The organism is Lactococcus protaetiae (assembly GCF_006965445.1).
GTDB classification, from domain to species: domain Bacteria; phylum Bacillota; class Bacilli; order Lactobacillales; family Streptococcaceae; genus Lactococcus; species Lactococcus protaetiae.
The window spans coordinates 1,033,041-1,058,661 of the sequence record NZ_CP041356.1 but is presented as its reverse complement, the minus strand read 5'-3'; the positions used below and the strand labels follow the sequence as shown (position 1 = coordinate 1,058,661).

The window sequence follows — 25,621 nt, the reverse complement described above, 5'->3', positions numbered from 1 at the left end:
GCTCAGACTAAGGCAACATTAATCTTACCCAACAATTCTTTCCTTATATTTTCAATCCTATAGAGTCTTAATATTTATACTTGCACCTTAACCTTACATCAAGATCAAGCAAGAAAATAGACACTATCTCATATCTGTTCAATTACATCCTATACTGAAATTTTTGCTTTTTTCTCTAGTTGTGATTGTTTCATCTAGCTGATTGCCACTGAAATTCTTATACTATAGCTGAAAATGTATCTTACCTCCAAAGGAGAGCGCTTCTCAATAGAAGCCATTTTACCCATGAAAACTTATGAATCAAAAACTTATCAAATCCTAAATGAAGTCTTCAACGCAATTACTCACGGGGCGGGAACTATTTTAGCTATCGTAGCACTTATTTTACTCATTTTGAAAGGCGTTGAATCGGGTTCCGCACTTGAAGTTACAGCTTTTTCAATTTATGGTGCTGCCTTAATCATTCTATTTCTTTGCTCTACCCTTGCTCATAGTTTACATTTTACACGAGCAGTCAAGGTCTTTCGTGTCTTTGACCATAATGGCATTTATTTTTTAATCGCTGGAACTTACACCCCTTATTGCCTTGTCGCGCTCAATAATTGGCTCGGTTGGATTGTACTTACTATCATTTGGATATGTGCCATTCTAGGTATTGTACTGACCTCAATTTATCTACCAAAATGGGGAAAAACACCAAAACTCTCTACAATTTTATATGTCGTGATGGGTTGGATGATTTTGATTGAGATTTATCCGCTTTGGAATGCTCTGAATCCACTGGCGTTCTGGTTATTAGTTATCGGTGGTGTCATCTATTCTGTTGGGGCTCTTATTTATCACTTCAAATTCCCCTTTGCTCACGTTGTTTGGCATCTCTTCGTTCTCGTTGCAGCAGCCCTCATGTTTATTTCTGTCTATGGATTTGTGGGCTAACCAAGAATCAATAAGTTGATAAACTAAAAACCGCCGTGTCAAAATGGCGGTTTTTTATCGAAGTAAGTGCGTGCTATCTCCGCCTTGCAGCTACGCGATAAACATTTGTCCGTTTGCTTAGCTGCTAGATAAAACGGACAAATGTTTTACGAAACTCCCGCTGAATAAGTCTCAACTTCATTATTTACAAATTAGCCAGAAGTAATGAGAGTTTCTCTGCTAGTAACTCATAGCCTTGTCTTGAAAAATGCAGACCATCACTCTGTAACAACTGCTCTGGTTCTTTTGTTTCACACATTTCCTGATAAAGATTGAGGAATGGAACCTCAAAATCACTAGCGACACGTTTTGCAGATTCGCAAAATTGATGAACGAGTTCATTATTTCTCAACTGGTTTTCTACCCTATCATTATGATAAGGCGGGCTAACAATGACAACCTTATCCACTCCAAAATTCTCTACCATCACTTGAAGATTTTTATAAAAACGCTCCGGAGAAACTGTGTGATCAGTGGCAGCATCATTTGCTCCAAAAAAGAGAATCGTCCAATCACTTTGTAAATCTATCACAACTTTCAGACGAAGTAGCGCCTCATCAGTATCCTCACCACACACACCACAAAGCAAGACCTCACTTTGAACTTGAAGCTCTGTCAGTCTTGCTTCAAGCCTCTCTTTTAGAATAGGAGCAATTCGTGGCATTCCTGCTTCACGACTATATCCTGCTGTGATACTATCTCCAAAAATCGTAATACTTATCATTTTTCAAAAGTTTCTTTCAAAAAATCAAACGTATAATGTGAAGTGTCCGGCACAACAACAATATCCTCTCCCAAATCTTCTGGACGACCAACACCAATCGCCAATGCCCCAGAATCCTTAATCGCCTGAATCCCAGCTTGAGAGTCCTCTAAGCCAATGGAATCCTCTGGATTAACACCTACTGCGTGCGCTGCCGCAATGAAAATATCTGGAGCTGGTTTTGAAGCCGCAACTTCTGACGGGTCTGCAATCGCATCAAAATAATCTGTCAAACCCATTCTCTCCAACAAAAATGGACCATTTTTAGATGCAGATGCTAGGGCAATTTTAATCCCATGACTCCGCAAGTCTTTCAACAAAGTCAAAATACCTGGATAAACATCTTGAGGCGATACATCTTGAATCATTTCAACGTAGTTATCATTTTTACGTTTCGCAAGCGATGCAAACGCTTCATCTGACACTGTTTTATTTCCTAACGCCAAAATTTTTTTCAGAGAATCTTCTCTGGAAACACCTTTCAACTGTTCATTAAATGCACGATCCACACCGTCAATTCCTATTTCCTCTGCCAATGCCTTCCAAGCTCGGAAATGGTACTCTGCTGTATCTGTAATTACACCATCCAAGTCAAATAAAACTGCTTTAAACATTACATTCCTCCATCAATATTCAGTTCTTTTCATTTTTTAACTCAAAACTTTGTAACTTTCCTTGATATAGGATGTTAAATCTTAAAGCTTTGATTTGTTTTGGTAAATGATTTTCTATTTTTAATTCACCATTGTCAATATGCAATCCTGCAAAACCATAGATTAATCCTAACCAAGTCCCACCCATATTTGCTGCATGTATGCCGTGACTTGCATTCCCTTGCATATCCGAAAGATCCATTGTTGCACTATCAGCAAAGAAATCATAGGCTTGCTGGGTACGTCCTAGACGGCTTGCTACAACACCATGAATAGCTCTTGATAAACTACTATCATGCGTCGTCAATGGCTCATAAAAATCAAAATCACGTGCCACCTGTGCTTTATCCTCAGCAAAAAGCATATGAGCAAGAATTGTATCGGCTTGTTTGAGTACCTGATGTTTGTAAATTTTCATGGGGTGATAATGAAGAAGTAGCGGATAGTTTTCTTTTGGAGTGTGTGCAAAATCCCATACTTCTTTATCCAAAAAGCTATCGTCTTGCTTGGTAATTTTGCTTGTTTCGTCATATCCAAAATACATTTGATCGGCAGCTAGCTGCCAAATTTTTGCTTCTTCTTGATTTTCTTTAAAGGTATGAGCGAGTCTTACCGCATAGAGAAGGTTATTTTGAGCCATTTTATTTGTATAGTAGTTGTTATTCACAAGTGCGGTGTACTCATCTGGACCTGTGACCTCATGAATTTCAAATCCTCGTTTACTCATAAATCCGTAAGAAATCCAAAATCGGGCTGTTTCATAGATGATAGCTTTGGCTTTTTGGATAAAAATGATATCACCCGTTATTTTTTCATACAATTCGAGGGCATAGGCAATGTCTGCATTGATATGAACTTGTGCTGTTCCTGCGGGATAATAGGCTGAGGTTTCGTGCCCACTTTGTGTGCGCCAAGCATACAATGCACCTGCAAAGCCGAGTTCTTTTGCTCTTTGCTTAGCTTGAGGCAAAATGTTCAGCCGATAGGTTAGCAAACTTTTGGCAATCTCGGGCTGAGTGTGCGTAAAAAAGGGGAGTAAATACATCTCTGTATCCCAAAAATAATGTCCTTCATAGCCTTCGCCTGTCAGACCTTTTGCTCCAAAATTTGTTTTTCCATCGCGACCTGCCGAGTTAAAAAGGTGATAAAGGTTGACACGGACACCTTTTTGAAGTGTTTCATCTCCGTCAATCTCGATGTCTGAAACAGACCAAAAAGTATCAAAAATCTTGATTTGCTCTGCTTTTAACCGCTCATAGCTGACAGTTTCAAATTGATTTTCTTTAGAAATTTGATTGATTTGTTCAAATTCAAAAGATTGAGTTTGATTGAGTTTGAAAGTTTGATCAATCTGGTCAAATTTGGTGTAAAGGCTGAGTTTGCTGTTAGGGGTAGTATATTGATTCCCTTGTTTTTGGAGATTAACACTTGCCTCACGAACTCTTGGGTCAAAGGCTTTGGAAGCATTTGGAAGCAATAATTTTGCTTCTTTTTTTACATGAACTTCTCCAGAAAAGTTCAACGCCGTAATTTTGATTTTCTGAGCATAAGCTGTGCGGTTAAAATGGCTCGCAAAACTTTCCAACTCAAGCTTTATTTGCTGCCCTGAATTTGTTTCATAGAGATACGTTTCTGACAGAATTCCTGTCATTAAATTAAGTTTTAAATCACGTTCTGTCAGTACTGACAGGGCTTCATCATTGACAAAACACTCTAGCGTTCGTAAGTCAAAACACTTGACCATTGTTTCATGATTTTTTGCATAACCGTAAGCATTTTCACCGTAGATAATCGGATGTGTTTCGTAAAATCCATTGATAAAAGTGCCTGGCAAGCTGTCGCTCTCCTGAATGGGTAAACTTGCGCGAACTCCCATAAAACCATTGGCCTGCGCAAAAATTGTTTCAACATTTTGTGTTTCAATATTTCCTAAGTCGTCAAGTGTGAGGGTATAAGTTTTCATTTCTTTTCCTTCATTTCTTTCAAAACAAGTCTGTCAGTATACTGACAGACTTTATTATAGACTAATTTGCTGACAAAAATGTTGTCAGAATTATTTTTCGCCATCCATCCGTACACCTTGCAAGAAATAACCGTTAAATAGGATATACAAGATGATAATTGGGATAATGGTCAGTATTGATGCTGCCATGACACGATTCCACATTTGTCCACCTTGGTCTGCGGATTGTAAGACCTGCAAACCAAGCGTCAGCGTAAATTTACTTGGTGTATGCATATAAAGCATAGGTGCTAAGAAATTGTTCCAGAATCCCATAAAGACAAATACCGCCTGTGTCGCAATAGAGGGTTTGGCAAGTGGCATAACAATTCGGAAAAAAGTACCCACACGCGATAAACCATCAATACGCGCTGCTTCTTCAACATCTTTAGGAAAGCTCAAGAAAAATTGCCTCATCATGAAAATGTTTCCAATATTAATCGCTGCAGGCAAAATCAGTGCCCAGAAAGTATCTAACATCCCCAAGTTTTTGACAATCAAATAATTGGGAATTAAAAGCACTTGAGCAGGCACCATCATCATCGCAAGAATTCCGTAATAAAATTGCTTGCGCCCTGGGAAACTAAGACGTGCCAAGCTGTAACCCGCCATTGTATTCAAGAAAACGTTGATAGCTGTCCCTATGACCGACACAATCATTGAGTTAAAGAACCATGTCACAAACATTGAGCCTGATTTTGGGCTAAATAAGTATTGATACTGCTCTGTTGTGAAATGTTTTGAGATTAACGACATAGAGCCACTTGTTATTTCTGATAAGGGTTTGAAACTCGCCGCAACTGCCCACAAAAATGGGTAAAAGGTAATGATGGCATAAAGGATGAGAACAATATAAAGCAGACTTTTCAACACTTTTTGTTTCTTTGTTTTTTTCATCTGATTCCATTTCCTCCATTGAGTTTTTCAGCGATACGTGTCACGATAAAGATAATTACTGCAAGCAATATCGCAAGTACGGCAGCATAACCCATTTGATTATTAGTCCCAAAAGCGTATTGGAAAATCAAAAGACTAACTGTCAATGTAGAATTAGCAGGACCTCCTGTACCACCTGAAAAGATGTAAGCTTGGTCAAACATTTGAAAAGTCCCAATAATTCCTGTCAAAAGTACAAAAGTCGTGATAGGACGCAAATAAGGAATCGTGATATAGCGCAACTTGTCAATAACATTAGCGCCGTCGATTTCTGCTGCTTCATACATTGAATCTGGCAAATCTACAAGTGAGGCAAGATAGATTGTCATAAAATAAGGAACAGTCGACCAAATATTCATCACCATGATAATCTTCAATGTCCAATGTGTATCATTAATAAAGTTAATCGGTTGATTAATCCAATGCAAACTTTCCAGTACACCATTAACGGGACCATTTAAGTTAAACAAAAACATGAAAATCATTGTTAATGCGGCAGAGCTTGTCAATGTAGGTAAGAAATAAACCAATCGGAAAATCTTTTTACCATGAATAGACTTATTGGCAAGAATATAAGCAATGACCAATGCGATAAAAGTCTGTACTGGAACCACAATCAAAGCAAAAAAGCTTGTATTTTGAAGTGCACGAATCAACTGCTTATCAGTGAGCAAATTTGCCCAGTTTTTAAAATTATTCCATGTGTAAGTGTGAGAAATTAAATCAACATTGTTAAAACTCAGATACACTGCAAATAGGATTGAAAGTACAAAGAAAATCAAAATGATAACCAAAGCGGGAGCAAGAAAGCCATAACCTTGAATCATCTCGCCAAACGCTCTTTTACTGCGTCTAGGTTTGGACGGTTTCATTTCCATAGAAAACTCCTTTTTATCGAAGTAAGTGCGTGCTAACACCCCTACCTCTTAGGTGGGGGATGAAGCAGCACTAACTTTGAATTTCGTCCGACTAAATTCAGTGGTGAGTTGCCCTTTTATCAGTCGCTTCAGCGACTAGAGAAAATGGACAAATGTTTTACGAAACTCCCACTGAATAAGTCTTAACTTCATTTGTGTAAATCGCTTTTACTAAGATAAAAATTTTACTGACAGACTTGATGATGCGGTCTGTCAGTAATTTTTTATCAAAGCGAATCTCTGAGCCGCTTATTTACTCAACTTACTATTTGCATCTTGGTCAGCTTGTTTCAACGCTGATTTAAGTTGTGCTGGTGTTGCATCTTTCTTGAAAGCATTAGTGATAAAGTTGTCATAAGAAGTTACAACTGTTGTCAGGTTCACACCATCTTGCCACGGTTGAGCATAGCTCAACTCGTCAGAGTGAACTTTCAGAAGTGGGTTTTCTTTGATAAATTCTGAACTATCATTGACATCCGCACGAGTCGCAAGGGTTCCAACACCAGATGTCCAAGTTGTCATTCCATCTTTACCTGTAACATATTTAATCCAGTCATTAGCAAGACTTGTAACTTTTGTATTTTTATATTCGCCCCAACCTACTGTATATTGCATCGTTTGTTTTTGACCATCGTAAGTCATGTTAGGAATAATTGTGTAGTGCAAATCTTTATATTGTGTATTATAAACTTGGTAATTCCAGTTTCCTGTTAACGCCATAGCAAATTTACCTGTAGCAAATCCTGTTCCCTCATCACCTGCACCAACTTGTTGAGGAGTAGCTACGATTCCTTCGTTAAACATCTTTTGCACAAAGGTCAAATTTTTCAAAATTGTTGGGTTAGAAAGTTTAGAAACACCTTTACCATCTTTAGTAATAGGGTTTTGATTTCCTGCCGTGATGAATTGCCAGTTACGGGTCAAATCAGCATTCATATTCATCATATACACTTTGCCTTTCCCATATGTTGCATCAAGTTTGGCTTGTTGTGCAGGCGCCCATTTTAGAAAATCTTCATAAGATTTTGGAATAGAGTTGATATCAATACCAGCTTTGGCAAAAATATCTTTATTAACATAAAGAGCGAGCGTGGACACGTCTTTTGGTACGGCGTAAACATTTCCATCAGTAGTAAATGCACCGATTGATGTCTTATAAAAATCACTCGGATTTGCTACTGATTTGCTCAATTTGTTAAGCACACCTTCTTTTTGCAGATAAGGATAGAAACTTGAGTCAATATAGAAAACATCAGGCGCAGTACCTCCTGACAAGTCTGTCGGGAGTTGTTGAGTGATGTTGGTATAGACTTTTGGTTTAACTGTCACATCATATTTTTTTTCAAAGGTTTTGACCAGTTTATCAAAAGTTGCATTTTCTGTGTCAGAGCCTTTCCAGTAGCCGACCGTCAGCGTTTGTCCTTTGACAGAGCCTGATTTTCCAGCTTTTGCTGACGAATTTCCACAAGCGACCAAGCTTGCTGCTGCCATCAATGCAACACCTGTCAGTGTTACTTTTTTCCAAGTTTTCATTATGTTTTCCTCCTATATGGAAATGGTTAATTGGTTTTTCAATGTATATACTTGATTATTGTTCAAAAAATGAATCTCATGCCCATCATCTGGTTTTGTCAGTGTCATTTGTTTTCTGTCAGCACTGACAGAAATTTCCTCACCCTGATAATCAAAACCATACTCCAGATGTGACCATTCTTTTGGCAAATGCGGCTCAATCCGTAGCTTCGAGTTGACCATACGTACACCACCATAGCCAAAGACGATCATCTGCCAAATGCCACCCAGCGAAGCTGCATGAATCCCCGCATCAGAGGACTTCATGTATTCACCCATGTCAATATTAATGGCTTGATTGAAAAAGTCATAAGACTGTTCAAGTTTGCCTAAATCTGCGGACAAAATCGCGTGTGTCGATAAACTCAAGCTACTATCATGTGTTGTTTTTGGCTCATAATAGTCAAAGTTTTTCAACTTCTGCTCACGATCAAACAAATCTTCAAACAACAGCATCAAGAGCAAAACATCCGCCTGTTTGGTAATTTGCATCTGATTGACCTGCTCCAGATTGTACTCATGAAAAAGACTATCCACACCGTCAGACGCCTTGTATTTGCGCAAGTCTAGTATTTTTTTGCTGAGATAGCTGTCATCCTGCGGAATAATTCCGTCAGCAGTCGCTTTTGGTAGGAAAATCTTATCCACTTTTGCTGACAGCTTTTCTGTCAGTACTGACAGGTCAAATTTTGCATCCAACCGCGCATAAATCTCAGGTTCTTCAGACTTGAGATGGGCAATCAGATTGAGGACATAAGCCACATTCCAATGTGCCGTGTAGTTGGTATAGCTGTTATTGTTGACGTGTTCTTTGTACTCATCAGGTCCAATGACATCACGGATTTCATATTGGTCAGTCGCTTCATTGTATTCCAGACGACTCGCCCAAAACTTCGCCGTATCAATTAAAATTTCATAACCTTTTTCCACCTCAAACTCATCATCACCCGTGACATCAATATACTGCTTGACCCCAAATGCCACATCAGATGTGATATGCTGCTCAATGAAGCCCGACCAGATTTTAGTCGCTTGCCCTGTGACAATATCCGCCGCACCCCAGACTGGTGTCACCTCACCGTCAGCAGGATTAGCTGCCTCCCACGGATATTGCGCGCCCTCATAGCCATTACTCGCCGCTTTTTTATGCGCTCCGTCAAGTCCAAGATAGCGATAAGTCACGAGTTTTTTGGCAATATCAGGATGCGTGAAATTAAAGTACGGCAACATGAAGACCTCAGTATCCCAGAAAGCGTGGCCTTTATAGCCCTCGCCAGACAAGCCTTTAGCCCCAATATTCATCCGTTCATCATGGCACGGTGCCATCGCGTGCAAATGATATTTGGCAAATCTTATCGCGAGTTGGTCACGGAAATTTTCAGATTCAATCTCAATCGGATGTTTATCCCATATTTTTTCCCAAGCACATTGTGATTCTGAAAGAAGCTGCTCATAACTCAAATCATCAATATCATGAAGCTCTTGTACTGCAACTTCTCGAATTGAACTCAATTCATGATTTTCAATATCATTATCATTTGATGTGTAGATTGATCCACGTTTCTCAATGCTAACGTCACTACCAGCAGCAAGCTCAAAGCTGTAATTCATAAAGAAAGAACGTCGACCAGTTTCAGGTCGTTCTGATACCATTCTATCAAATTTATGTTCGACCGTTTGGACAAATTGAATCCGAGAATGAGTCGTCACAGGCATCATCTGGATGAACTTACCATCCATCAATCCTTTTTCACCATCTGTAAAATGCTGACTTCCCTCATTGGACACCTGTCCATTAATCCCCGAACGCATTTTGACATTGACAGCACGCTCTGAAAGATTCGTAAGTTGCAAATGGCTAAACAACAAATGACGACGATTTTTTGAAACAAATCTTCTAAACTCAAATTTCAATTTAAGGTTTTCAAATTCCCAAATGAACGCACGAATCAATTCTCCATTTTTCAAGTTCAACCGTTTGCTATAGTCTCTTACAACTCCATGTGACAATGAGAAACGCTGACCATCGAAGCTAAACTCCATTCCCCACATATCGGGGACATTTGGCAGTTCTGTCACTTCATTTTCATCAAATGAATTAAAGGTTCCAGCTACAAAAGTATCACGAGTTTCCCCAATATAAGCTTCTTCTTCACTTGACCGTGTTCCAAGATATCCATTTCCCAAAGCCATGACAGCTTCTGTTTTTCCTAAAAGTTGCTCATCAAAACCTTGTTGTTCAATTTGCCAAAGATTTTCTTTGTCATAGTGCATCAAACTCAATATATTTCTCCTTCAAGATACAAGCACGACTTCACATATTTCTAGAAGACGAGCTTAATTCTTAACTAAAACGTTTTAGTTAATGATAAAAATTTACCCAAACCTCCATTAAATGTGCAACGTAACAGCACTCCTAGCTGTCTCCCTTGTCATTCACTGTTCCAAATGGGATAAAACAAACAATTTTCACCACCTTAATGGTCAAAATAATGTTGATTTCGAAAAACCAAAATGATTAATCCCAAAATATAAATTCCAATAATAAGCATAATTTTCACATGTAAAAGCACACTTATCACCAAAAACGGAAGCACATAAATCAAATAAGCTTTTATCATTTTCATTGGATCGTAATCATTGCGGTAAAACCAAGCAATGACATAAGCCACAATAATTGTCAAGATAAAAACTGAAAATAAGGGTAAGACAGGCATCTTAACAATCGCTGGCATATCATTTCCATCAAACACCTACAATAACCTCACTTCTTCCAATCTTATCATGTAAAAATCGTCCACCTGTAAAGTACATTACAACGCTAACCACAATAAAAATCCAACCCACGACTGGTAGAAAATAAAGCAACTTAGCAAACTCTCGCTGACCAATTTCCATTAAATCCGTTGACACGGTTTTAACTCTCAATTTCGCAAAGAACTTTCCGATTGTCTTTCCTGAAAAGCTACTTTCTGAAATCATATTATACAAAACAAATAAAATTCCAGCGAGCAGATTGGCAATACTTGAAAACTCTTCACCTGTAAAAATAATGTGAACGAGAAGCAAAAATGGGAGATAAACAATAATCAAATCAATCAATGTTGCCAAAAATCGTTGGATAAGCATTAACAAATTCATATTATCCTCCTTTTTGTAAACGATTCGAGAGATAAAATTAACAATCACCTAAAACGTTTTAGCTTTCTAAAAAGTATTATATAGTAATCGTTTTCATTTGTCAAGTAGAAATTTTAATTTATTTATCAAAGCAAGTGTGTATTCATTTTCAACTTCGTTCTCTCACTCATTCAGCATAAAAAATCAATAATAAATTCATCTGCTCTCTAATTTTTAACTAAACAAAATCTTCCACCGCTTGAGCGAAAGATTTTATAGCACTATGCCTCAAATTTAGTATTGATTTTATCAGTTGTCAGTCGAGCGCTCTCTCGTTCAATAATCTGGTATGGAACAAAACGATGTTTGATCTCATCTTTTTCTATTTGGCGTATCAAATCTTTGACTGCATATTCAGAGATTTTCCCCATATCTTGCCGAACTGTCGTTAAAGAGGGGGTAACATAGCTCGCTAAAGTAATATCATCAAAACCAGCCACTGCTATATTTTTCTCTAAATCCAGCATTCTAAAAGCTTTAATCACCCCAATCGCCATCAAATCACTCGCTGCAAAAATTGCATCAATTTTGTTAAAATTATTCATTTTTGCATAGTCAATCGCCCATTTACAAGCTTCATTTTCAGAGAAATTTGCATAGTAAACCTGAGCATTATCCACCGCTTCACGATAACCAGCCTCCCGCGCTTGAGCAACCGTCGCAGTCTTTGTTCCATTTAGAAAAAGAATATTTTGATACCCTGCTTTATCAAGCAATTGAGTCATCTCAAAAGCCGCTTTTGTATTATCTGTTGATACCGTCCCAACTTTTTCATTTTTTATATCCAAATCAATCGCAACAGTTGGTAAATCAAATGTTTCTAGCTCCTGATAATAAGGGTCAGAAATACGTAATCCTTGGATAATCAAACCAGTAATGTCCCGTTCATTGCAAAATTGCCTCAAACTTTTTTGATTTTGTTTTTTTGAGTTCGTTGCATAAAAGACAAATTCATAATCCGTTTTATCTAAATTATCAACAACACCTCCTAAAATCTCAAGCGGCATTGCTACACCACGTGTCACATTGATTTCATTCAAGATTAAGGCGATGATTTTTTTCTTTTTACTTGAAAGCTGCTTTGCTGCACTATTTGGAGTATAACCTAGTTCTTTAGCTGCTAATGTCACCTTTTTGATTGTTTCAGCACTAATATCTCCATAGTTATTAAATACTCTAGAAATGCTGCTTACTGAAAGCCCTGTTTTTAGCGCAACATCTTTAATCGTTACTTTTTTCATTTCTTTTTCCAATTCTATTATCCCACTGCATATTTTTTCTAATGTTACCACTTTTTAAAGGTCTAAACAAGCCCAAATAAAACTCAATTCAAAATTTGGCACTTTTTTCAAAATATTACTTTTTTATGATATTATAGCGTCATAAAGATAACTCATGAGAAATAAAGACGTCTAATATTAAATACGGAAAACTCAGATTGTCGTTAGCTTCGCTAACTAGAATTTCGGAGAAAATATTATGTCAGCTTTAAAAACAAATCTCGCAATCTCAACCGTCCTTCTTTCACTCATTGGTGTAGGAATTGTCAGTTCTACCGTCACCGTCAATGCCTCAACAGCACTTACCATTAAAAGTGCTGCTCCAAAGCAAATTTTGTCAGTGACTCTATCCGCAGGAGGTCAGATGGCATTTCCTAATGCACAAGGGAAATTAGTCGTAGCAACATTAGGAACTCCTTCAAAATCAGCTCCCGCAGGTAATTTAGAATTCATAGAGAATGTAAGCAATGGTGTTCTTCTTTACAATACTTCAACACATAAATATGTATATGAGCAAACTCGTGGAGTTGCCGAAACGGTATTTTACATTATTGCCAATAATTTTGCATATGCTGACTGAAAGGAGATAAAATATGTTCTCAAAAAAAGAAAAGGTGTTTTTCGACACTGAAAACAAAAAATTAATTGTACAATTAAGTAATAATCAAATGACCTATAATTTTAGTGAAATAATTGGATACAAAATTTATGCATCTGGTTCCACTACGACAAAAGAAGCCTTAAAGCAACGGATTGATAGTATTAATAACTACCTAGCATATAAGTCATTTCTCTCATTATGGATTGAGTTCCAGCTATCTTCTGGAGAAACAAAAAAAATCAATTTTTTCCAAACACCCACTTTGACTGGCGAGGGTGAAAGAAATAGATTTGTAAAAGAAGCGCTACAGATAGCTGATAGTTTTGATAAACTTCTAGCTGTCAAAAAATAATTTTAATTATACATTACATAGAAATAAAAAATGAAACATTCTTAAGGAGAAAGCTATAGTTTATGCTCGATACGGTGAAGTATTTAAAATGCTAAGAGAGGAAAGAGAATTGAAAACATCCGATTTCAAAGAATATGGAATCAGTAAATCGACACTTGACAAATTTGAATCTGGAAGAGGAAACTTAGCTTTCGATAAACTTGACGAGGCTCTCCAGATGATGAATGTTTCTCTCCATGAATATAGTTATTTGCTAAATGACGGTGTAAACGATTATTTCATTGATGTGTTTGAAGAAATTGACAATGCTTTTTATTCGGAAGACATTGCGCGACTAAAAAATATCTATGAGGAAAATATCCAATATCCTGAAAACAGATTATTTGCCCTAAGTGCTAAAGCTTGCTACGAAACTCTAACAGAGAAAGAACAGGAAAATATTTCCGATTACCTCTTTAGTGTTGAGCATTGGGGTGCAAAAGAATTATGGATTTTCACAGATACAATTGACCAACTTTCTCTATCTACAGTAATTTTACTATTAAATGAATTCCTGATAAAATCCAAATACTATCAAGGAATATATGAGTACAATCGTCTTATTATTCAAGCCGCAAATAATGCGGTTGCTTTTTTAATTCGTAATAATCAAAAAGAGGCAGCAAGGAAAGTATTAAGGCAAATGGAAAACCAATTTTTTGAAGTCGATTTATTTGCTAGAGTACTTTATCATTTTATGTTAGGTTATTGGGATTATATTTATCAGGATAAAGTCCTTGGAAATCAAATGATGAACCATTCATTGCATATCTTAAAATTTTTGGAGGCTACTCATATCCATAATGTTTACTATCACTTTTATAAGAACCATACATAAATAAAAATAGTTCATCATATGGAACTATTTTTATTTATAAACAGCGTTCAATACATAAGCTTCGAGGCGCTTTTTCAAAAGTTCTGATTCCTCTACATAGAGTTTGGTTTGTGTTGTTATCTTACTATCTGCAAAGTGCAAAATGACTTGGTGACTTCCTTTAAATTCTTTCAATATTTGATAGATTTTTTGGTTGTATCTATTATCAGGAAGGTTTAGCCAAAATTTACGTGTCGTTTCAAATGCTTGAGTAAGCCGTTCAGCAACTAACTGTAACTCGTCGTTTCGCTCAGATACTTTCCCAGTAATCAGATAAAACTTCCCTTTTTCAAGTTCTTGAGAAAATTGTCGATAAACTTCTGGAAATAGTGTAACATCAAGTTTTTCACGACTATCCGTCACTGAGAGGAAAGCCATAGTTTGTCCGTTTTTGGTTCGATGTGTTCGAATATAGCTGAGTTCGACCAAAATTGTCACTTTTTGATTTTTGGTAAGTAGTGATAAGGGTGTAAAATTTCCCTCAAGCTGTGTTGATAAGCGTTGTAAGGGATGCGGTGTAATCCCAATTCCTAACAAGTCTTTCTCAAACTCATATTTCTCTGTTTGAGTATAATCCTCTGCCTGCTGATAGCTAAATTTCAACTCTGTGTGGCCAAACAAATCAAGCTGGAAAGTCTGATGATAGGCAATCAATTGCCCAAGATTATCAGCTAACTTTCCACGATTTTCACCATCAGTATCATCAAAGGCACCGATTTGAACAAGTGGCAGCACCATTTCTTCACGTTGAAATTGGGCTGGAAGTTGCTTAACAAAATCCGATAAATCGCGAAAAGGACGATGTTCAACAATCCAACGTGCTAAATCACGAGATATCCCTTGAATATGAGTAAGTCCTAATCGAATCTTCTTTTTGTCAACAAAATCATAAATCGTCATCTTATTAATTGAAGGCGAAAGTACCGTAAAACCATTATCTAGCGCATCTAGTATCATCACTTCACGTTTACGATCACGAAGCTGAATCTCGTAGAATTCATCTGGAAAATGAGCTTTAAAATAGGCAATCTGAACCGCTAATGCAGCATAAGCATAAGCATGTGAGCGGTTGAAACCATAATTTGCAAAGCGTTCAATCAAATCATAAATTTGCTCCGCCTTTTCAAGAGAATGTCCTGTACTCACAGAAGAATTTAAAAACTCTTCTCTTAATTTTGTGAGTTCTGAGCTATTTTTCTTAGAGATTGCCCGGCGAAGAAGGTCAGCTTTCCCAAGAGAAAATCCCGCAAAGTTTTGTGCTACCTGCATAATCTGCTCTTGATAAATCATAATTCCATATGTTGGTGCGAGAATTTCTGAAATCGCGCGATCAATAATTTCCACTTTTTCTTTTCCATGACGACGAGCGATAAATTGTGGAATGAATTGTGATGGACCTGGTCTAAAAATTGAAGTTGCATCTACAATATCATCAAATTTTGAAGGGAGAAGATTACGTAAAAACCTCCGCATTTGTGGATTTTCAAACTGGAAGATTCCCATTGTGTTACCCGCTCTAAAGAGCGCTAAGGTCGCTTCATCCTCAAGATTAATATCAAGTGGATTAATATCAATCTGCTTTCTTAGCTTTACGAGCTCCCTTAGTCTTGCAATAATCGTTAAGTTTCTAAGCCCTAGAAAATCAATTTTTAACAAACCGATAGCTTCTACATCGGGTGCTTCATATTGAGTCAACGCCAAATCTTCTGAAGGTTTTAACGCAACATAATTAACTAATGATTCATTGGCAAGGACAACTCCTGAAGCGTGAGTTGAGGTTTGGCGTGGCATTCCTTCAATGTGGCGTGCAACTTCATAAATTTTTTTTAAACGTGGATTTTTCAAAATCTCAGCTCTGAAACGCTGATTTCCCTCATATTCGGAAGCAAGACTACCAAAACGAAAAGCAAGCATTCGTGTCAAGTTAGTCAATTCAGCTTCACTCATTCCAAAGGCTTTCCCCACATCACGTAAAGCTTGACGTTTCCCAAGTGTTGAAAAAGTTACGATTTGTGCGACATGGTCAGAGCCATAGCGATTTTTCATGTAAGAGAGTAACTCAGCTCTACGATCATCTGGCATATCAATATCAATATCGGGCATTGCTACGCGTTCAGGATTGAGGAAACGTTCAAAGAATAAGTTGTTAGCCACAGGGTCAACGTGCGTAATACCGAGAAGAAATGCAACGAGTGAGCCTGCTGCCGAACCACGTCCCATCCCACAATAAATCCCTTGTTCCTGAGCATAGCGGAGCAAATCTGCCACAATCAAAAAATAATCATCAAATCCCATCTGATGAATCACAGATAATTCTTTATCCAGACGTTCCTGATAGACGGTTTGCTGCTCTGTCAGCACTGACCGTCTTTTCAAAAACGCTGACAGACCTTGTAGAGACCCCTCACGCAGCAATTCTCTTGCATCACGAGTTTTATCAAATCGTGGTAATTCTAGTTTTTCATCAAAATGATATGAAATTTTTTCTGTCAGTACTGACAGATTTGTGACAGCTTGTGGAAAATACTGACGAAAATATTTTTCATAAATTTCTGGTCGTTGCAAAAGCTCTGCATTATTTGAAGTTAAGCTTTCATCAAAAGGTACACCGTCACGTATTGCGTGTAAAATCGAAAGTGTCTCATTGTCCCCAAAAGACAAATAACGGACAGATGGAAACGGCAATGTTGGCAAATTAAAATGCGCTTCTTTGTCTGTCAGCATACTGATCGCGACATAAGTTTCTGTAAGTAGCGACAGAGCAGAAATTCCGCTGAGTGTGCCATAAGTTTCTGGAACTACTAGTGCGATATCCGATAAGTAACCCTTAATTTCATCAAATTGGCGTCGTCCGTAATTATGTAATGTCGAAATTCTTAATAAATTTTTGTAACCAGCTGTATTTTTGGCGATAAAAGAAAAGGAAATTGGTATACCATCGTAGGAAAAATTTAGCTCGATAGCAATGATAGGCTGAACCCCCACTGTCTCAGCTTTTTTTACAAAACGAAAAGCAGTATGAAGATTGCCAACATCACAAATCCCAAGCATTTGGTAGCCCATTTGCTTCGCTGTTTCCAGATAATCATCAACTTTGACGACACTGTCTAAAAAACTATACTCTGTTTTTGTATTGATTTGTATAAACATCGCATCTCCTTTCATTTAAGATGTGAGGAAGTCTCGCTCAGAAACTGTGAAAAATAGGGAAGTTTTTGGTTTTGCTCCAACACAGGTTCAAAATTTTATCTTTTTTCGCAATTTCTAGCCTTTAGAACTCAATTGATTAAAATATGAAAACTTCTCTCTATTTCACATCAACCTCTTCTATTTAGCTAGTACTCCGTACTTTTAAACATCCTACTACATCATATCTGAGATTCATCTGACAACTTTTTTATAGAAACTTTTACTGACCAAATTCTGTCAATAAATTTATGAAAGCCATTTTCAAAAATTTGAAATTTCTCGTTATTTATATTATACTAAATTGGATAAAGAAATAATGGAAAGAAGCGTAAATATGAAACTTATTGTCACACTTTTCTGGTCGCTCGCCATCGGTCAAGTTGCTGGTTATATCATGACAGCCCTAGCTGGCGTGCCAGATCCTGAACTTTGGACAACACTCATCTCGCTTATCTTTGGATTCTTTGTTTACATTTTCCAGGCAATTGCTGTGGAAAAAAGAAGCCAAAGCTAACTAAAAATTATAAAAAAGCGTTCCAATGGGACGTTTTTTTATTCTAGGGCTTGCAAATATTTTAAAATATCTTATAATCTAATATGGAACAAAAGTTCCTCTCGGCAATTCGCTATAAAAAATCAAAAGGAAGGAGAGCGCTCAAGCTTTGAAAGGTCGACCCAAACCCGAATTTTCAACTGACTTATTTTGTCAAATTGACCAAAATGGCGCTCTTCTTGCGCCCAATTTTTATGTGCCACATTTAGCAATAATTCCTTGAACAATTTGACAAGCTAAGTCCAATTGGCTTCTAATTACTGTTTAATTCCTAATAAGATTTTAGATAAGAAAACCAGTCTAACTGTGATTCAATTATCAAACCGTCTCGAGAAAACTGGGAATAAACTGTCATAAAGTTATATCTGTATATTTAGGACAATAGCGTAAAAATCCATTTTACAGATAGATAAGAAGTAACCATTCATATCAAGCTTGAGCTGTGCTATAAAATGGCTCCAACTCCAATCAATAAAAACAAAGTCGTATGTCTCGTCAACGGTCGTGTTCACCGCGTATCAGGCGGTGACTTTCTCGAAAATCTTGACCCAAGTCTCCAAACTGTTATCACGCGCGATTATCCCAATGCAACAGCGCATGACTTTATTTGTAATGAACACCAGGTTAAGTTTCGGCTAGAAGTATTAGACACTCTTTTCCATTTAGACTTACAGAAAAATTTTACCGTTAATGACCGGCTAAATGAAGAACTCGAAAAGGCAAATTTTCAAATCCGTGACGTTGAGGAACAGCTTGAAGCTCAGGAAACTTGGGGTGAAAAAGCTGCAGACAAAGTTACTGAATTTGTTGGTTCTTGGGCTTTTATCCTTACATATCTAGGCATTCTCATTGTTTGGATGTTTCTTAATGTCACAGGACTTCTTTTCCACTTAGAGTGGGATCGCTATCCTTTTATTTTGCTGAATCTTTTTCTCTCAATCACTGCAGCCTTACAAGCTCCTCTTATCATGATGAGTCAAAATCGTGCAGCCGACCATGACCGATTGACCGCAAAAAATGACTTCCAAGTCAATATCAAGTCTGAAAAAGGTGTAGCCGCTTTGCATGATAAACTTGACCATCTTATGATGGACGACCAGTCATCTAATATGCAAATCCAAAAAATTCAAACTGAGATGCTCGGTGACATCCAAATCTTACTCAATGAAGTTTATCAGCAAAATCAAGATATCAGAGAACGACTTGACGATGTCGAAGATGCATTGGACGATTTCGAAGAATCCCTTGATAATATTGAAGAAAACACTAGTGACGATGATGAACTCACAACAAATTAAAGTGATTGTCCTGCCACTAAAGCGTGAAAACAAAAAAGAATTTTAATTTCCTTTTATTTGTTAAAACAACGATTGGCAATACTCTACAACTTCATATTACCTCATCAGTCTAAGTCATTAAACTATAAAAAACTCTAACCAAAGATTGTTAGAGTTTTTTTATTTTATCAAAACAGCACTATCTCCACTCTGCTCCGCTGTTCATCCTCGCTAAAACGCCTAGCTGGAGTTCAACCTTTGAATCTCGTTCGACTTTAGTGCTTTAGTACTTAGGATTCTGGGACAAAATCACTTCGCCTTGCGACTTTAGTAGCTTAGTGAAATCGATAGCGGAGCAAAGCGAAGATAGTGACTAGAGAAAATGGACAAATGTTTTACGACACTCCCACTGAATAAGTCTTGACTTTATTTGCTGTTTTCTACGGATACACGAATGAATTCTGTGTAAAGTTCCTCTGGACGATTTGGTCGTGATTGCAACTCTGGATGATATTGACAAGCAACAAAAAATTTCTTATCAGAAAGTTCTACAATCTCAACCAAGCGATTGTCAGGTGATACACCTGAGAAGACAAAGCCAGCTTTTTCAAAATCTTCACGATATTTGTTATTGAATTCATAACGATGACGGTGGCGACGTTGCACAACCTCAGCACCGTTGTATGCTGCTTTAGCACGAGAACCATTTTTTAGTTTGGCTGGATAAAGACCTAAACGTAGGGTTCCGCCCATATCTTCAACGTCCACTTGGTCACGCATGATATCAATCACTGGATATTTTGTATCAGGATTTAACTCAAAAGAATGAGCCCCTTCAAAGCCAAGAACATTACGTGCAAACTCAACAGCGGTCAACTGCATTCCCAGACAGATACCAAGCATTGGCACGTCATTTTCACGCGCATACTTAATCGCTGCAATTTTACCTTCCGTGCCACGATGACCAAATCCACCAGGAACGATAATTCCTGCTGCATCACCTACAAGTTCTGCGACATTTTCGTCCGTCACATCATTAGCATTAACCCAATTGATGTCAACTTCTGCATCTGCGGCATAGCCTGCGTGCTTCAAGGCCTCTGTCACTGAGATATATGCATCTGGTAATTCAACATATTTACCAACAAGCGCAATTTTAACTTTTTTCTTCAAGTTCATCACATGATTCACCATAGCTGACCATTCAGTCATATCTGCTTTTGGTGCATCCAGTTTCAAATGGTCACAGACGATTTGGTCCATATTTTGCGCTTGCAAATTCAGTGGGATTTGGTACAAATGTTCCACATCAAGTGATTGAATGACAGCTTCTGGTGCCACATCACAAAACATCGCAATTTTATCACGCATCTCTGTCGTGATTGGTACTTCGCTACGCAAAACTAACATATTGGCTTGAATCCCGTATTCACGCAAAGTTTTTGTTGCATTTTGCGCAATTTTGGTCTTTAATTCGCCAGCCGCACGCAAGTGAAGAATAGGCACAGTGTGGATATACATGACATTATCAGCACCTACTTCGGCTTTCATTTGACGCAAAGCTTCAATGAAAGGTAAACTTTCCATATCACCAACTGTTCCACCAACTTCGGTAATGATAACATCAGCATCCGTTGTTGTTGCTGCACGTTTAATTTTATCTTTGAGCATATTGGTTACGTGAGGTACCATCTGTACTGTCGCTCCAAGATATTCCCCTTTACGTTCTTTGCGGAGAATTTCACTATAAACTTTACCAGAAGTCACATTTGAATATTTGTTCAGATTAATGTCAATAAAACGTTCATAGTGACCAAGGTCAAGGTCGGTTTCAGCGCCATCATCAGTAACAAATACTTCACCGTGTTGATAAGGACTCATTGTTCCTGGATCAATATTAAGATATGGGTCAAATTTTTGAACCGTTACTTTAAGCCCACGATTTTTAAGTAGACGGCCGAGTGATGCTGCGACAATCCCTTTACCCATTGATGAAGTTCCACCACCTGTGACGAAAATATACTTAGTTGCCATGTTTTCTCCTTCTAAGATGTAAGCCTAACTCCCTTAAACGATAAGTTTTCAGCAGAGTAAAACTCAAATTAACCAAGCAAGTGCTTGCTAAATCCTCAGGCGCGAGGATAAGCAGCACTAAGCTTTGCTTTCGTTCTACTAACATCAGTAGGACAAAAGAGTTCCCTACTGATGAAGTAATCACTTCAATTCAGTCTGTTCGATTTTTCCAAACAATCGTAGGGGAAAATAAAAAAATAGCTCCCCAAAGGGGAGCTCCTACCGTTACCAGTTTTTCAAAAATGAAAAACCAGTGCCCGAAAATAATTATATACGATTTTTTATTTTTTGTCAAAAGTCAGTTTTTGATAATATTTCAAAAAATCATCTTGTAGGTTACTTAAAAGGTTCACGCTTTGATTTTCCAATGTTTGTTGAAGGGCATAGAGGGTATAAGCCACTTTGCTTGCTCTAGCATTTTCGCCCATATGTCCGATACGCAGGACTTTTCCTTCTAAGCGGTCAAATGAGCCTGTAATCATGACATTGTAATGTTCTTTCATCTCTTTTAAAATCGCTTGAGCCGTTGTTTCTTTAGGAACATTGATGACTGTGACCGTATTTGAAAAACCATTTTCCAGATGGAGCTGCAAAGATGAGTGTACAATCGCCTGTCTCGTTGCCTCAGCAATATCCGCATGGCGTTTTAAAATCGCTTTATCTGCCAATAGATTATCAATTGCTTGGTCCAAACCATAGATATCCGAAATTGGCATTGTATAAGGAAACCATTTTTTCTCAAAATAATCTTTGAATACGAGAAGATTGCAGTAAAAACTAGCAATTGGTGTTTTTCTATTTTCCATTGCTTGATAAGCTGCTTGTGAAATTGATACGAAAGTCAATCCAGGAGGCGCCGACAGGACTTTCTGTGAACCTCCGAGTACAAGGTCAATCCCCCATTCATCAACAGCTAAAGGTTCGCCCCCATCGCTGCCACTGAATCAACCACAGTTAAAATACCATATTTTTTAAGTAAAGGACAGATTTTTGAGATATCGTTGAGCACACCTGAAGGGGTATCACAATGAACGACCGTAGCATATTTGAAATTGTGGTCTTTTTCCAAAAATTCTTCTAAAAGTGTGAGGTCAAAGCTTGCTGTCTCAGAGCTTTTCAGAAAAATAGGCGCTCCACCATACATTGTCACAAAATCAGCGAATCCATGCCCAAAAATGCCATTATCTAACACGAGGACACGTGTTCCTTGCTCAGTTAATGAGGCGCAGGCTGCTTCAAGCCCTAGAATACCTTCTCCAGCTAGAATACGGACGTCATTTTTTGTTTGGAGAAATTTTCCAAATTTTTCACAGGTTGCTTTGTAAAAGTCATAAAAATCAAGGTCAATGTCTGGATTTGTTGTTGTTTGGCTTCTTGCAAGTCGAACATTTTCCGCAACGGCTGTCGGTCCAGGTGTCATGATGAGCATTTCGTTCATTTATTTGTACCTCGCACGTTCGCCACCAATAAGCTTAGGACGACTTTTCAGTGCGGTCACGTGTGCACCACCTAATTCACGCGAAACTGGACGAATTGGGATTTGGACGTGCTTGACGTGCATCCCAATCGAAGTATCACCAATGTCAAGTCCTGCTTGAGCAATGATGTGTTCTACTTCTACAGGGTGTTTAAATCGTTTGTATGCTGCGACTTGTCCACTTCCTCCTGCATGAAGTTGTGGGATGACAGAAACGGTATCCCAATCTTTTTTCTCTGCTAATTCTTGTTCGATTAAAAGAGCGCGATTGAGATGCTCACAACCTTGAACAGCAAGGTAAATCCCTTTTTCTGTCAGTGTGTCATGAATGACACCGACAATGACTTCACCAATTTCAGCGGAGCTGGCATGACCGATTAGACCGCCATTTACTTCTGATGAGGAGAGACCTAGGACAAAGATTTGTCCTGCTTTTATTTCAGATTTTTCAAGGACATCGTTGATGATGAGCTGTGTTTCGTTTTTAAGCTTTTCTAAATCCATTTAAAATACCTGCCTTTTTGATTAATGGGCTAACAACTCTTGCGAGGATAAAGCCTATTGCAACTTGAACGATATTGACCCAAAGTCCCGCAATAGAAGAACCCCAACCATACATAAATCCACCTACAATGAAGTATCCACCCACCATAACAATCGCGCTGAGAATAAAATTAAGTGTTTTAAAGCGTGTTAATCCTGCCAAATAACCTTGCGACCCGTGGATAATCAAGCTAAAAAACATATAATTGCTGTAACCTGCTGTGAAATCTAATAGAAAGGCAGAGAGTCCGCCGATAACAGCAGCTTCACGTTTTCCTAGTAGAAAAACAGCACTGTAAATTCCAACATCTAGTAACGTTAGAATATTGCCAGCCGAACCTGGAATGGGGAAAGTAAAAATTCTGCCGAGAACAAAACTGATGGCTGTCCAGATGGCAAGAATTGTAATTTTTTTGATATTGGTGTTGGTCTGATTCATGAGTTTCATCTCCTATGATATGAATACTAACAAAGTTTGATTTTTACTTTTTATACTAGTTCATCTAACAATTCTACCTAGTGTGATTACAACTAGCAGGTTCTGACTGCGTAGCAAACTACTTTAGTGCTGACGGATAGCTAGTTGTTTCATCTAGTGGCGTAGCGAGCCGTAAGTTGGAGATAGCACGCACTTGCCTTGATAAAAAGTAAAGAATTTTTTGGGGGTATAGAAGCTTGGTTATCTACTGAGTTGATTTATTTTGCGTTTTGAAAAACGCCGTATGGGTTAGAATTCTGAATCGCTTGATAAACAAAGTTTTTAGCTTTACTTACTGCCTGCTCAAAAGTATTTCTTTGTGCGAGATGGGTGGCAATACTTGCTGCAAAAGTACATCCAGCACCATTGTTATTTTTATCCAAAACAGGATTGCTCAATTCATAGAAATGCTCTCCGTCGTAAGCGAGGTCAATGGCATATTTTGGATTAAAACGATTTCCACCTTTAATGACAACATTTTTGGCACCAAAACGATAAAGAATTTTGGCTGCTTCTTTCATGTCATCAATTGTGGATATGGAAGTCGCTGACAGAATTTCTGCTTCACGTAGATTGGGAGTAATCACTGTCGAAATTGGAATGAGCGTTCTGATGAATAACTCCCGCATTTCATTGACACTGTAATCATCATTTTCTTTAAAAACAATGACAGGGTCAAGAATGATAGGTGTCTCTGTCAGTACTGACAGAAATTCTTTTGTCAGCTGTAAGTGTTTTCTATTGGGTAAAAGTCCGATTTTTACTGCTGAAAAATCAATGCTTTGAAGACTGCTAAGTTGCTCTTTAAAAACTTGTTCTTCAACTGGATGAACAAAAAATTTATCTTCACGGACTGTAACAATGCTTGTTAGTACGCAAAATCCGTAAAAACCATCATGAGCAAATGTTGCTAAATCCGCTTGCATTCCTCCACCTGATAAAATATCAGAGCCTGCAATCGTCAATATCTTTTTATTTTTTGTCATAACACTCCTTTTGACATTTTGCTGCGTAAAACTTCATCCGCCGCTGATTTATTCCCCTTGGTCGTAAATCACTTCTTTGAGATATAAGCCTTCTGGGGCTGCCGTTGGTCCAGCAAAATCACGATTTTTTGTCATCAAAATCTTTTCAATCTGGCTGACAGGCATTCTGTCATTACCAATTTTGATGACAGTTCCGACCATATTACGAACTTGTTTGTATAAAAAGCCGTTCGCTCTAAAGACAAATTTAAAATTTTCTTCATCAAGTTGAATGACTTCTGCTTGAGAAATTGTTCGAACCTTGTCGTCTACTGATGAGCCTGATGCTGTAAAACCAGTAAAATCATGTGTTCCTGTCAGCACTGACAGAGCTTCTTGCATCCTGTCAAAATCTAACGGATAACGGAAATATGCTTTTGCATTTCTGCTGAAAGGACTCCTCGTCACTGCATTTTCAAGATAATATTCATAGATTTTTTCATGCTTACAATAACGTGCGTGCCACTGCTCATCCACTTGCTCTATTTTTTTTACAGCAATGTCAGCAGGAGTTTGAGTATCAAGTCCAAATCGGAGTCGTTCCAAATCACGTGGTTGTCCTAAAAGGTCAAAATGAATCACTTGTCCAAAAGCGTGTACGCCTGCATCAGTACGACCAGAACCTTGCAGAATTACTGGCTCGTACGAGTTCAATTTGGTTAATACTTTTTCAAGCTCTGCTTGGACTGTGCGTTGGTTAACCTGCGTTTGAAAACCTGCGAAATCCGTACCATCATAGGCAATCGTAGCTTTGTATCTTGTCATTTTTCTATTATAGCACATTTTATTAATTGACTTTCATTTGTTTTTCTGATGATAAGATTGGAGTTTTTTAATACTCGTACTGTTTAATTTTTGA

The 25,621-nt window shown here is 37.8% G+C and carries 22 protein-coding genes and 1 pseudogene; 6 read left to right on the top strand and 17 right to left on the bottom strand.

The window, feature by feature from the left end; genetic code table 11:
- Window positions 1–285: 285 nt before the first annotated feature.
- Entirely contained in the window at window positions 286–936 is a 651-nt protein-coding gene (trhA, locus tag FLP15_RS05200; protein WP_142766262.1) for a PAQR family membrane homeostasis protein TrhA, read from the top strand.
- 184 nt (window positions 937–1,120) lie between these two features.
- Here trhA and FLP15_RS05195 read toward each other — a convergent pair whose 3' ends face one another.
- The 10 genes from FLP15_RS05195 to FLP15_RS05150 all read right to left on the bottom strand — a co-directional run bounded on the left by FLP15_RS05195 (window position 1,121) and on the right by FLP15_RS05150 (window position 12,239).
- Window positions 1,121–1,699, bottom strand: coding sequence for a GDSL-type esterase/lipase family protein (locus FLP15_RS05195; RefSeq protein WP_142766261.1), 579 nt, complete (start codon window positions 1,697–1,699; stop codon window positions 1,121–1,123).
- Window positions 1,696–2,352: a beta-phosphoglucomutase gene (pgmB, locus tag FLP15_RS05190; protein WP_142766260.1), complete on the bottom strand. Its 657-nt coding sequence runs from the start codon at window positions 2,350–2,352 to the stop codon at window positions 1,696–1,698. The genes FLP15_RS05195 and pgmB overlap by 4 nt, the downstream gene beginning before the upstream one ends.
- Window positions 2,353–2,371: 19 nt before the next feature.
- Entirely contained in the window at window positions 2,372–4,354 is a 1,983-nt protein-coding gene (locus FLP15_RS05185; protein ID WP_142766259.1) for a glycoside hydrolase family 65 protein, read from the bottom strand.
- Window positions 4,355–4,444: 90 nt separating this feature from the next.
- Window positions 4,445–5,290: a carbohydrate ABC transporter permease gene (locus tag FLP15_RS05180; protein ID WP_142766258.1), complete on the bottom strand. Its 846-nt coding sequence runs from the start codon at window positions 5,288–5,290 to the stop codon at window positions 4,445–4,447.
- Window positions 5,287–6,201, bottom strand: coding sequence for a carbohydrate ABC transporter permease (locus FLP15_RS05175; RefSeq protein ID WP_142767439.1), 915 nt, complete (start codon window positions 6,199–6,201; stop codon window positions 5,287–5,289). The genes FLP15_RS05180 and FLP15_RS05175 overlap by 4 nt, the downstream gene beginning before the upstream one ends.
- Before the next feature lie 294 nt (window positions 6,202–6,495).
- Window positions 6,496–7,779 (bottom strand): sugar ABC transporter substrate-binding protein, encoded by a 1,284-nt coding sequence (locus tag FLP15_RS05170; RefSeq protein ID WP_142766257.1) that lies wholly within the window; start codon window positions 7,777–7,779, stop codon window positions 6,496–6,498.
- 12 nt (window positions 7,780–7,791) lie between these two features.
- Window positions 7,792–10,092: a glycoside hydrolase family 65 protein gene (locus tag FLP15_RS05165; protein WP_142767438.1), complete on the bottom strand. Its 2,301-nt coding sequence runs from the start codon at window positions 10,090–10,092 to the stop codon at window positions 7,792–7,794.
- Between the two features lie 203 nt (window positions 10,093–10,295).
- A complete protein-coding gene (locus tag FLP15_RS05160; RefSeq protein ID WP_223804735.1) occupies window positions 10,296–10,571 on the bottom strand; it encodes a hypothetical protein in 276 nt (91 codons plus the stop codon).
- Window positions 10,564–10,959, bottom strand: a complete 396-nt coding sequence (locus FLP15_RS05155; RefSeq protein ID WP_142766256.1) for an RDD family protein — start codon at window positions 10,957–10,959, stop codon at window positions 10,564–10,566. Before FLP15_RS05155 ends, FLP15_RS05160 begins: the two co-directional genes overlap by 8 nt.
- Window positions 10,960–11,219: 260 nt before the next feature.
- Window positions 11,220–12,239 carry a LacI family DNA-binding transcriptional regulator gene (locus tag FLP15_RS05150; protein ID WP_142766255.1) on the bottom strand — a complete coding sequence of 340 codons (1,020 nt, stop codon included), beginning with the start codon at window positions 12,237–12,239 and terminating at the stop codon, window positions 11,220–11,222.
- A 238-nt stretch (window positions 12,240–12,477) separates the two neighbouring features.
- Between FLP15_RS05150 and FLP15_RS05145 the strand changes: the two genes are divergently transcribed.
- From FLP15_RS05145 to FLP15_RS05135, 3 genes are all read left to right on the top strand, one after another.
- On the top strand, window positions 12,478–12,858 hold the full coding sequence (locus FLP15_RS05145; RefSeq protein WP_142766254.1) for a lactococcin family bacteriocin: 381 nt from the start codon (window positions 12,478–12,480) through the stop codon (window positions 12,856–12,858).
- 13 nt (window positions 12,859–12,871) lie between these two features.
- Complete coding sequence (locus FLP15_RS05140) at window positions 12,872–13,231, top strand: hypothetical protein (RefSeq protein ID WP_142766253.1); 360 nt, start codon at window positions 12,872–12,874, stop codon at window positions 13,229–13,231.
- A gap of 109 nt (window positions 13,232–13,340) precedes the next feature.
- The gene (locus tag FLP15_RS05135) at window positions 13,341–14,108 is read left to right on the top strand and encodes an Rgg/GadR/MutR family transcriptional regulator (RefSeq protein WP_190288351.1); all 768 of its coding nucleotides are present in this window, start codon (window positions 13,341–13,343) and stop codon (window positions 14,106–14,108) included.
- Window positions 14,109–14,138: 30 nt separating this feature from the next.
- Here the strand turns inward: FLP15_RS05135 and FLP15_RS05130 are convergent, their stop codons facing one another.
- The gene (locus FLP15_RS05130; RefSeq protein WP_142766251.1) at window positions 14,139–17,297 is read right to left on the bottom strand and encodes a DNA polymerase III subunit alpha; all 3,159 of its coding nucleotides are present in this window, start codon (window positions 17,295–17,297) and stop codon (window positions 14,139–14,141) included.
- 355 nt (window positions 17,298–17,652) lie between these two features.
- On the opposite strand from FLP15_RS05130, the gene FLP15_RS05125 reads away from it, so the two are divergent.
- Both FLP15_RS05125 and FLP15_RS05120 read left to right on the top strand, forming a co-directional pair.
- Window positions 17,653–17,850, top strand: a complete 198-nt coding sequence (locus FLP15_RS05125; RefSeq protein WP_142766250.1) for a DUF2929 family protein — start codon at window positions 17,653–17,655, stop codon at window positions 17,848–17,850.
- Between the two features lie 491 nt (window positions 17,851–18,341).
- A complete protein-coding gene (locus FLP15_RS05120; RefSeq protein WP_142766249.1) occupies window positions 18,342–19,187 on the top strand; it encodes a DUF1003 domain-containing protein in 846 nt (281 codons plus the stop codon).
- 405 nt (window positions 19,188–19,592) lie between these two features.
- On the opposite strand, the gene FLP15_RS05115 is transcribed toward FLP15_RS05120, so the two are convergent.
- From FLP15_RS05115 to truA, 6 genes and pseudogenes are all read right to left on the bottom strand, one after another.
- Window positions 19,593–21,200 carry a CTP synthase gene (locus FLP15_RS05115; protein WP_142766248.1) on the bottom strand — a complete coding sequence of 536 codons (1,608 nt, stop codon included), beginning with the start codon at window positions 21,198–21,200 and terminating at the stop codon, window positions 19,593–19,595.
- 320 nt (window positions 21,201–21,520) lie between these two features.
- A pseudogene (locus FLP15_RS05110) lies at window positions 21,521–22,659 on the bottom strand (pyridoxal-phosphate-dependent aminotransferase family protein).
- A gap of 18 nt (window positions 22,660–22,677) precedes the next feature.
- On the bottom strand, window positions 22,678–23,220 hold the full coding sequence (locus FLP15_RS05105) for a TIGR01440 family protein (protein ID WP_142766247.1): 543 nt from the start codon (window positions 23,218–23,220) through the stop codon (window positions 22,678–22,680).
- On the bottom strand, window positions 23,201–23,707 hold the full coding sequence (locus tag FLP15_RS05100; RefSeq protein ID WP_120773216.1) for an ECF transporter S component: 507 nt from the start codon (window positions 23,705–23,707) through the stop codon (window positions 23,201–23,203). Before FLP15_RS05100 ends, FLP15_RS05105 begins: the two co-directional genes overlap by 20 nt.
- Before the next feature lie 248 nt (window positions 23,708–23,955).
- Window positions 23,956–24,723, bottom strand: a complete 768-nt coding sequence (locus FLP15_RS05095; RefSeq protein ID WP_142766246.1) for a bifunctional hydroxymethylpyrimidine kinase/phosphomethylpyrimidine kinase — start codon at window positions 24,721–24,723, stop codon at window positions 23,956–23,958.
- A 48-nt stretch (window positions 24,724–24,771) separates the two neighbouring features.
- A complete protein-coding gene (truA, locus tag FLP15_RS05090; RefSeq protein WP_142766245.1) occupies window positions 24,772–25,527 on the bottom strand; it encodes a tRNA pseudouridine(38-40) synthase TruA in 756 nt (251 codons plus the stop codon).
- Window positions 25,528–25,621: the final 94 nt, after the last annotated feature.

Excerpts from the sequence above, each read along its gene's own strand:
- FLP15_RS05175 (WP_142767439.1), bottom strand. The coding sequence starts at position 6,201 with ATGAAACCGTCCAAACCTAGACGCAGTAAAAGAGCGTTTGGCGAGATG.
- FLP15_RS05185 (WP_142766259.1), bottom strand. The coding sequence starts at position 4,354 with ATGAAAACTTATACCCTCACACTTGACGACTTAGGAAATATTGAAACA.
- FLP15_RS05155 (WP_142766256.1), bottom strand. The coding sequence starts at position 10,959 with ATGAATTTGTTAATGCTTATCCAACGATTTTTGGCAACATTGATTGAT.
- FLP15_RS05115 (WP_142766248.1), bottom strand. The coding sequence starts at position 21,200 with ATGGCAACTAAGTATATTTTCGTCACAGGTGGTGGAACTTCATCAATG.
- FLP15_RS05095 (WP_142766246.1), bottom strand. The coding sequence starts at position 24,723 with ATGACAAAAAATAAAAAGATATTGACGATTGCAGGCTCTGATATTTTA.
- FLP15_RS05130 (WP_142766251.1), bottom strand. The coding sequence starts at position 17,297 with ATGTTTATACAAATCAATACAAAAACAGAGTATAGTTTTTTAGACAGT.
- FLP15_RS05180 (WP_142766258.1), bottom strand. The coding sequence starts at position 5,290 with ATGAAAAAAACAAAGAAACAAAAAGTGTTGAAAAGTCTGCTTTATATT.
- FLP15_RS05150 (WP_142766255.1), bottom strand. The coding sequence starts at position 12,239 with ATGAAAAAAGTAACGATTAAAGATGTTGCGCTAAAAACAGGGCTTTCA.
- FLP15_RS05125 (WP_142766250.1), top strand. The coding sequence starts at position 17,653 with ATGGAAAGAAGCGTAAATATGAAACTTATTGTCACACTTTTCTGGTCG.
- FLP15_RS05145 (WP_142766254.1), top strand. The coding sequence starts at position 12,478 with ATGTCAGCTTTAAAAACAAATCTCGCAATCTCAACCGTCCTTCTTTCA.
- FLP15_RS05195 (WP_142766261.1), bottom strand. The coding sequence starts at position 1,699 with ATGATAAGTATTACGATTTTTGGAGATAGTATCACAGCAGGATATAGT.
- FLP15_RS05140 (WP_142766253.1), top strand. The coding sequence starts at position 12,872 with ATGTTCTCAAAAAAAGAAAAGGTGTTTTTCGACACTGAAAACAAAAAA.
- trhA (WP_142766262.1), top strand. The coding sequence starts at position 286 with ATGAAAACTTATGAATCAAAAACTTATCAAATCCTAAATGAAGTCTTC.
- truA (WP_142766245.1), bottom strand. The coding sequence starts at position 25,527 with ATGACAAGATACAAAGCTACGATTGCCTATGATGGTACGGATTTCGCA.
- FLP15_RS05100 (WP_120773216.1), bottom strand. The coding sequence starts at position 23,707 with ATGAAACTCATGAATCAGACCAACACCAATATCAAAAAAATTACAATT.
- FLP15_RS05170 (WP_142766257.1), bottom strand. The coding sequence starts at position 7,779 with ATGAAAACTTGGAAAAAAGTAACACTGACAGGTGTTGCATTGATGGCA.
- FLP15_RS05165 (WP_142767438.1), bottom strand. The coding sequence starts at position 10,092 with ATGCACTATGACAAAGAAAATCTTTGGCAAATTGAACAACAAGGTTTT.
- FLP15_RS05105 (WP_142766247.1), bottom strand. The coding sequence starts at position 23,220 with ATGGATTTAGAAAAGCTTAAAAACGAAACACAGCTCATCATCAACGAT.
- pgmB (WP_142766260.1), bottom strand. The coding sequence starts at position 2,352 with ATGTTTAAAGCAGTTTTATTTGACTTGGATGGTGTAATTACAGATACA.
- FLP15_RS05120 (WP_142766249.1), top strand. The coding sequence starts at position 18,342 with ATGGCTCCAACTCCAATCAATAAAAACAAAGTCGTATGTCTCGTCAAC.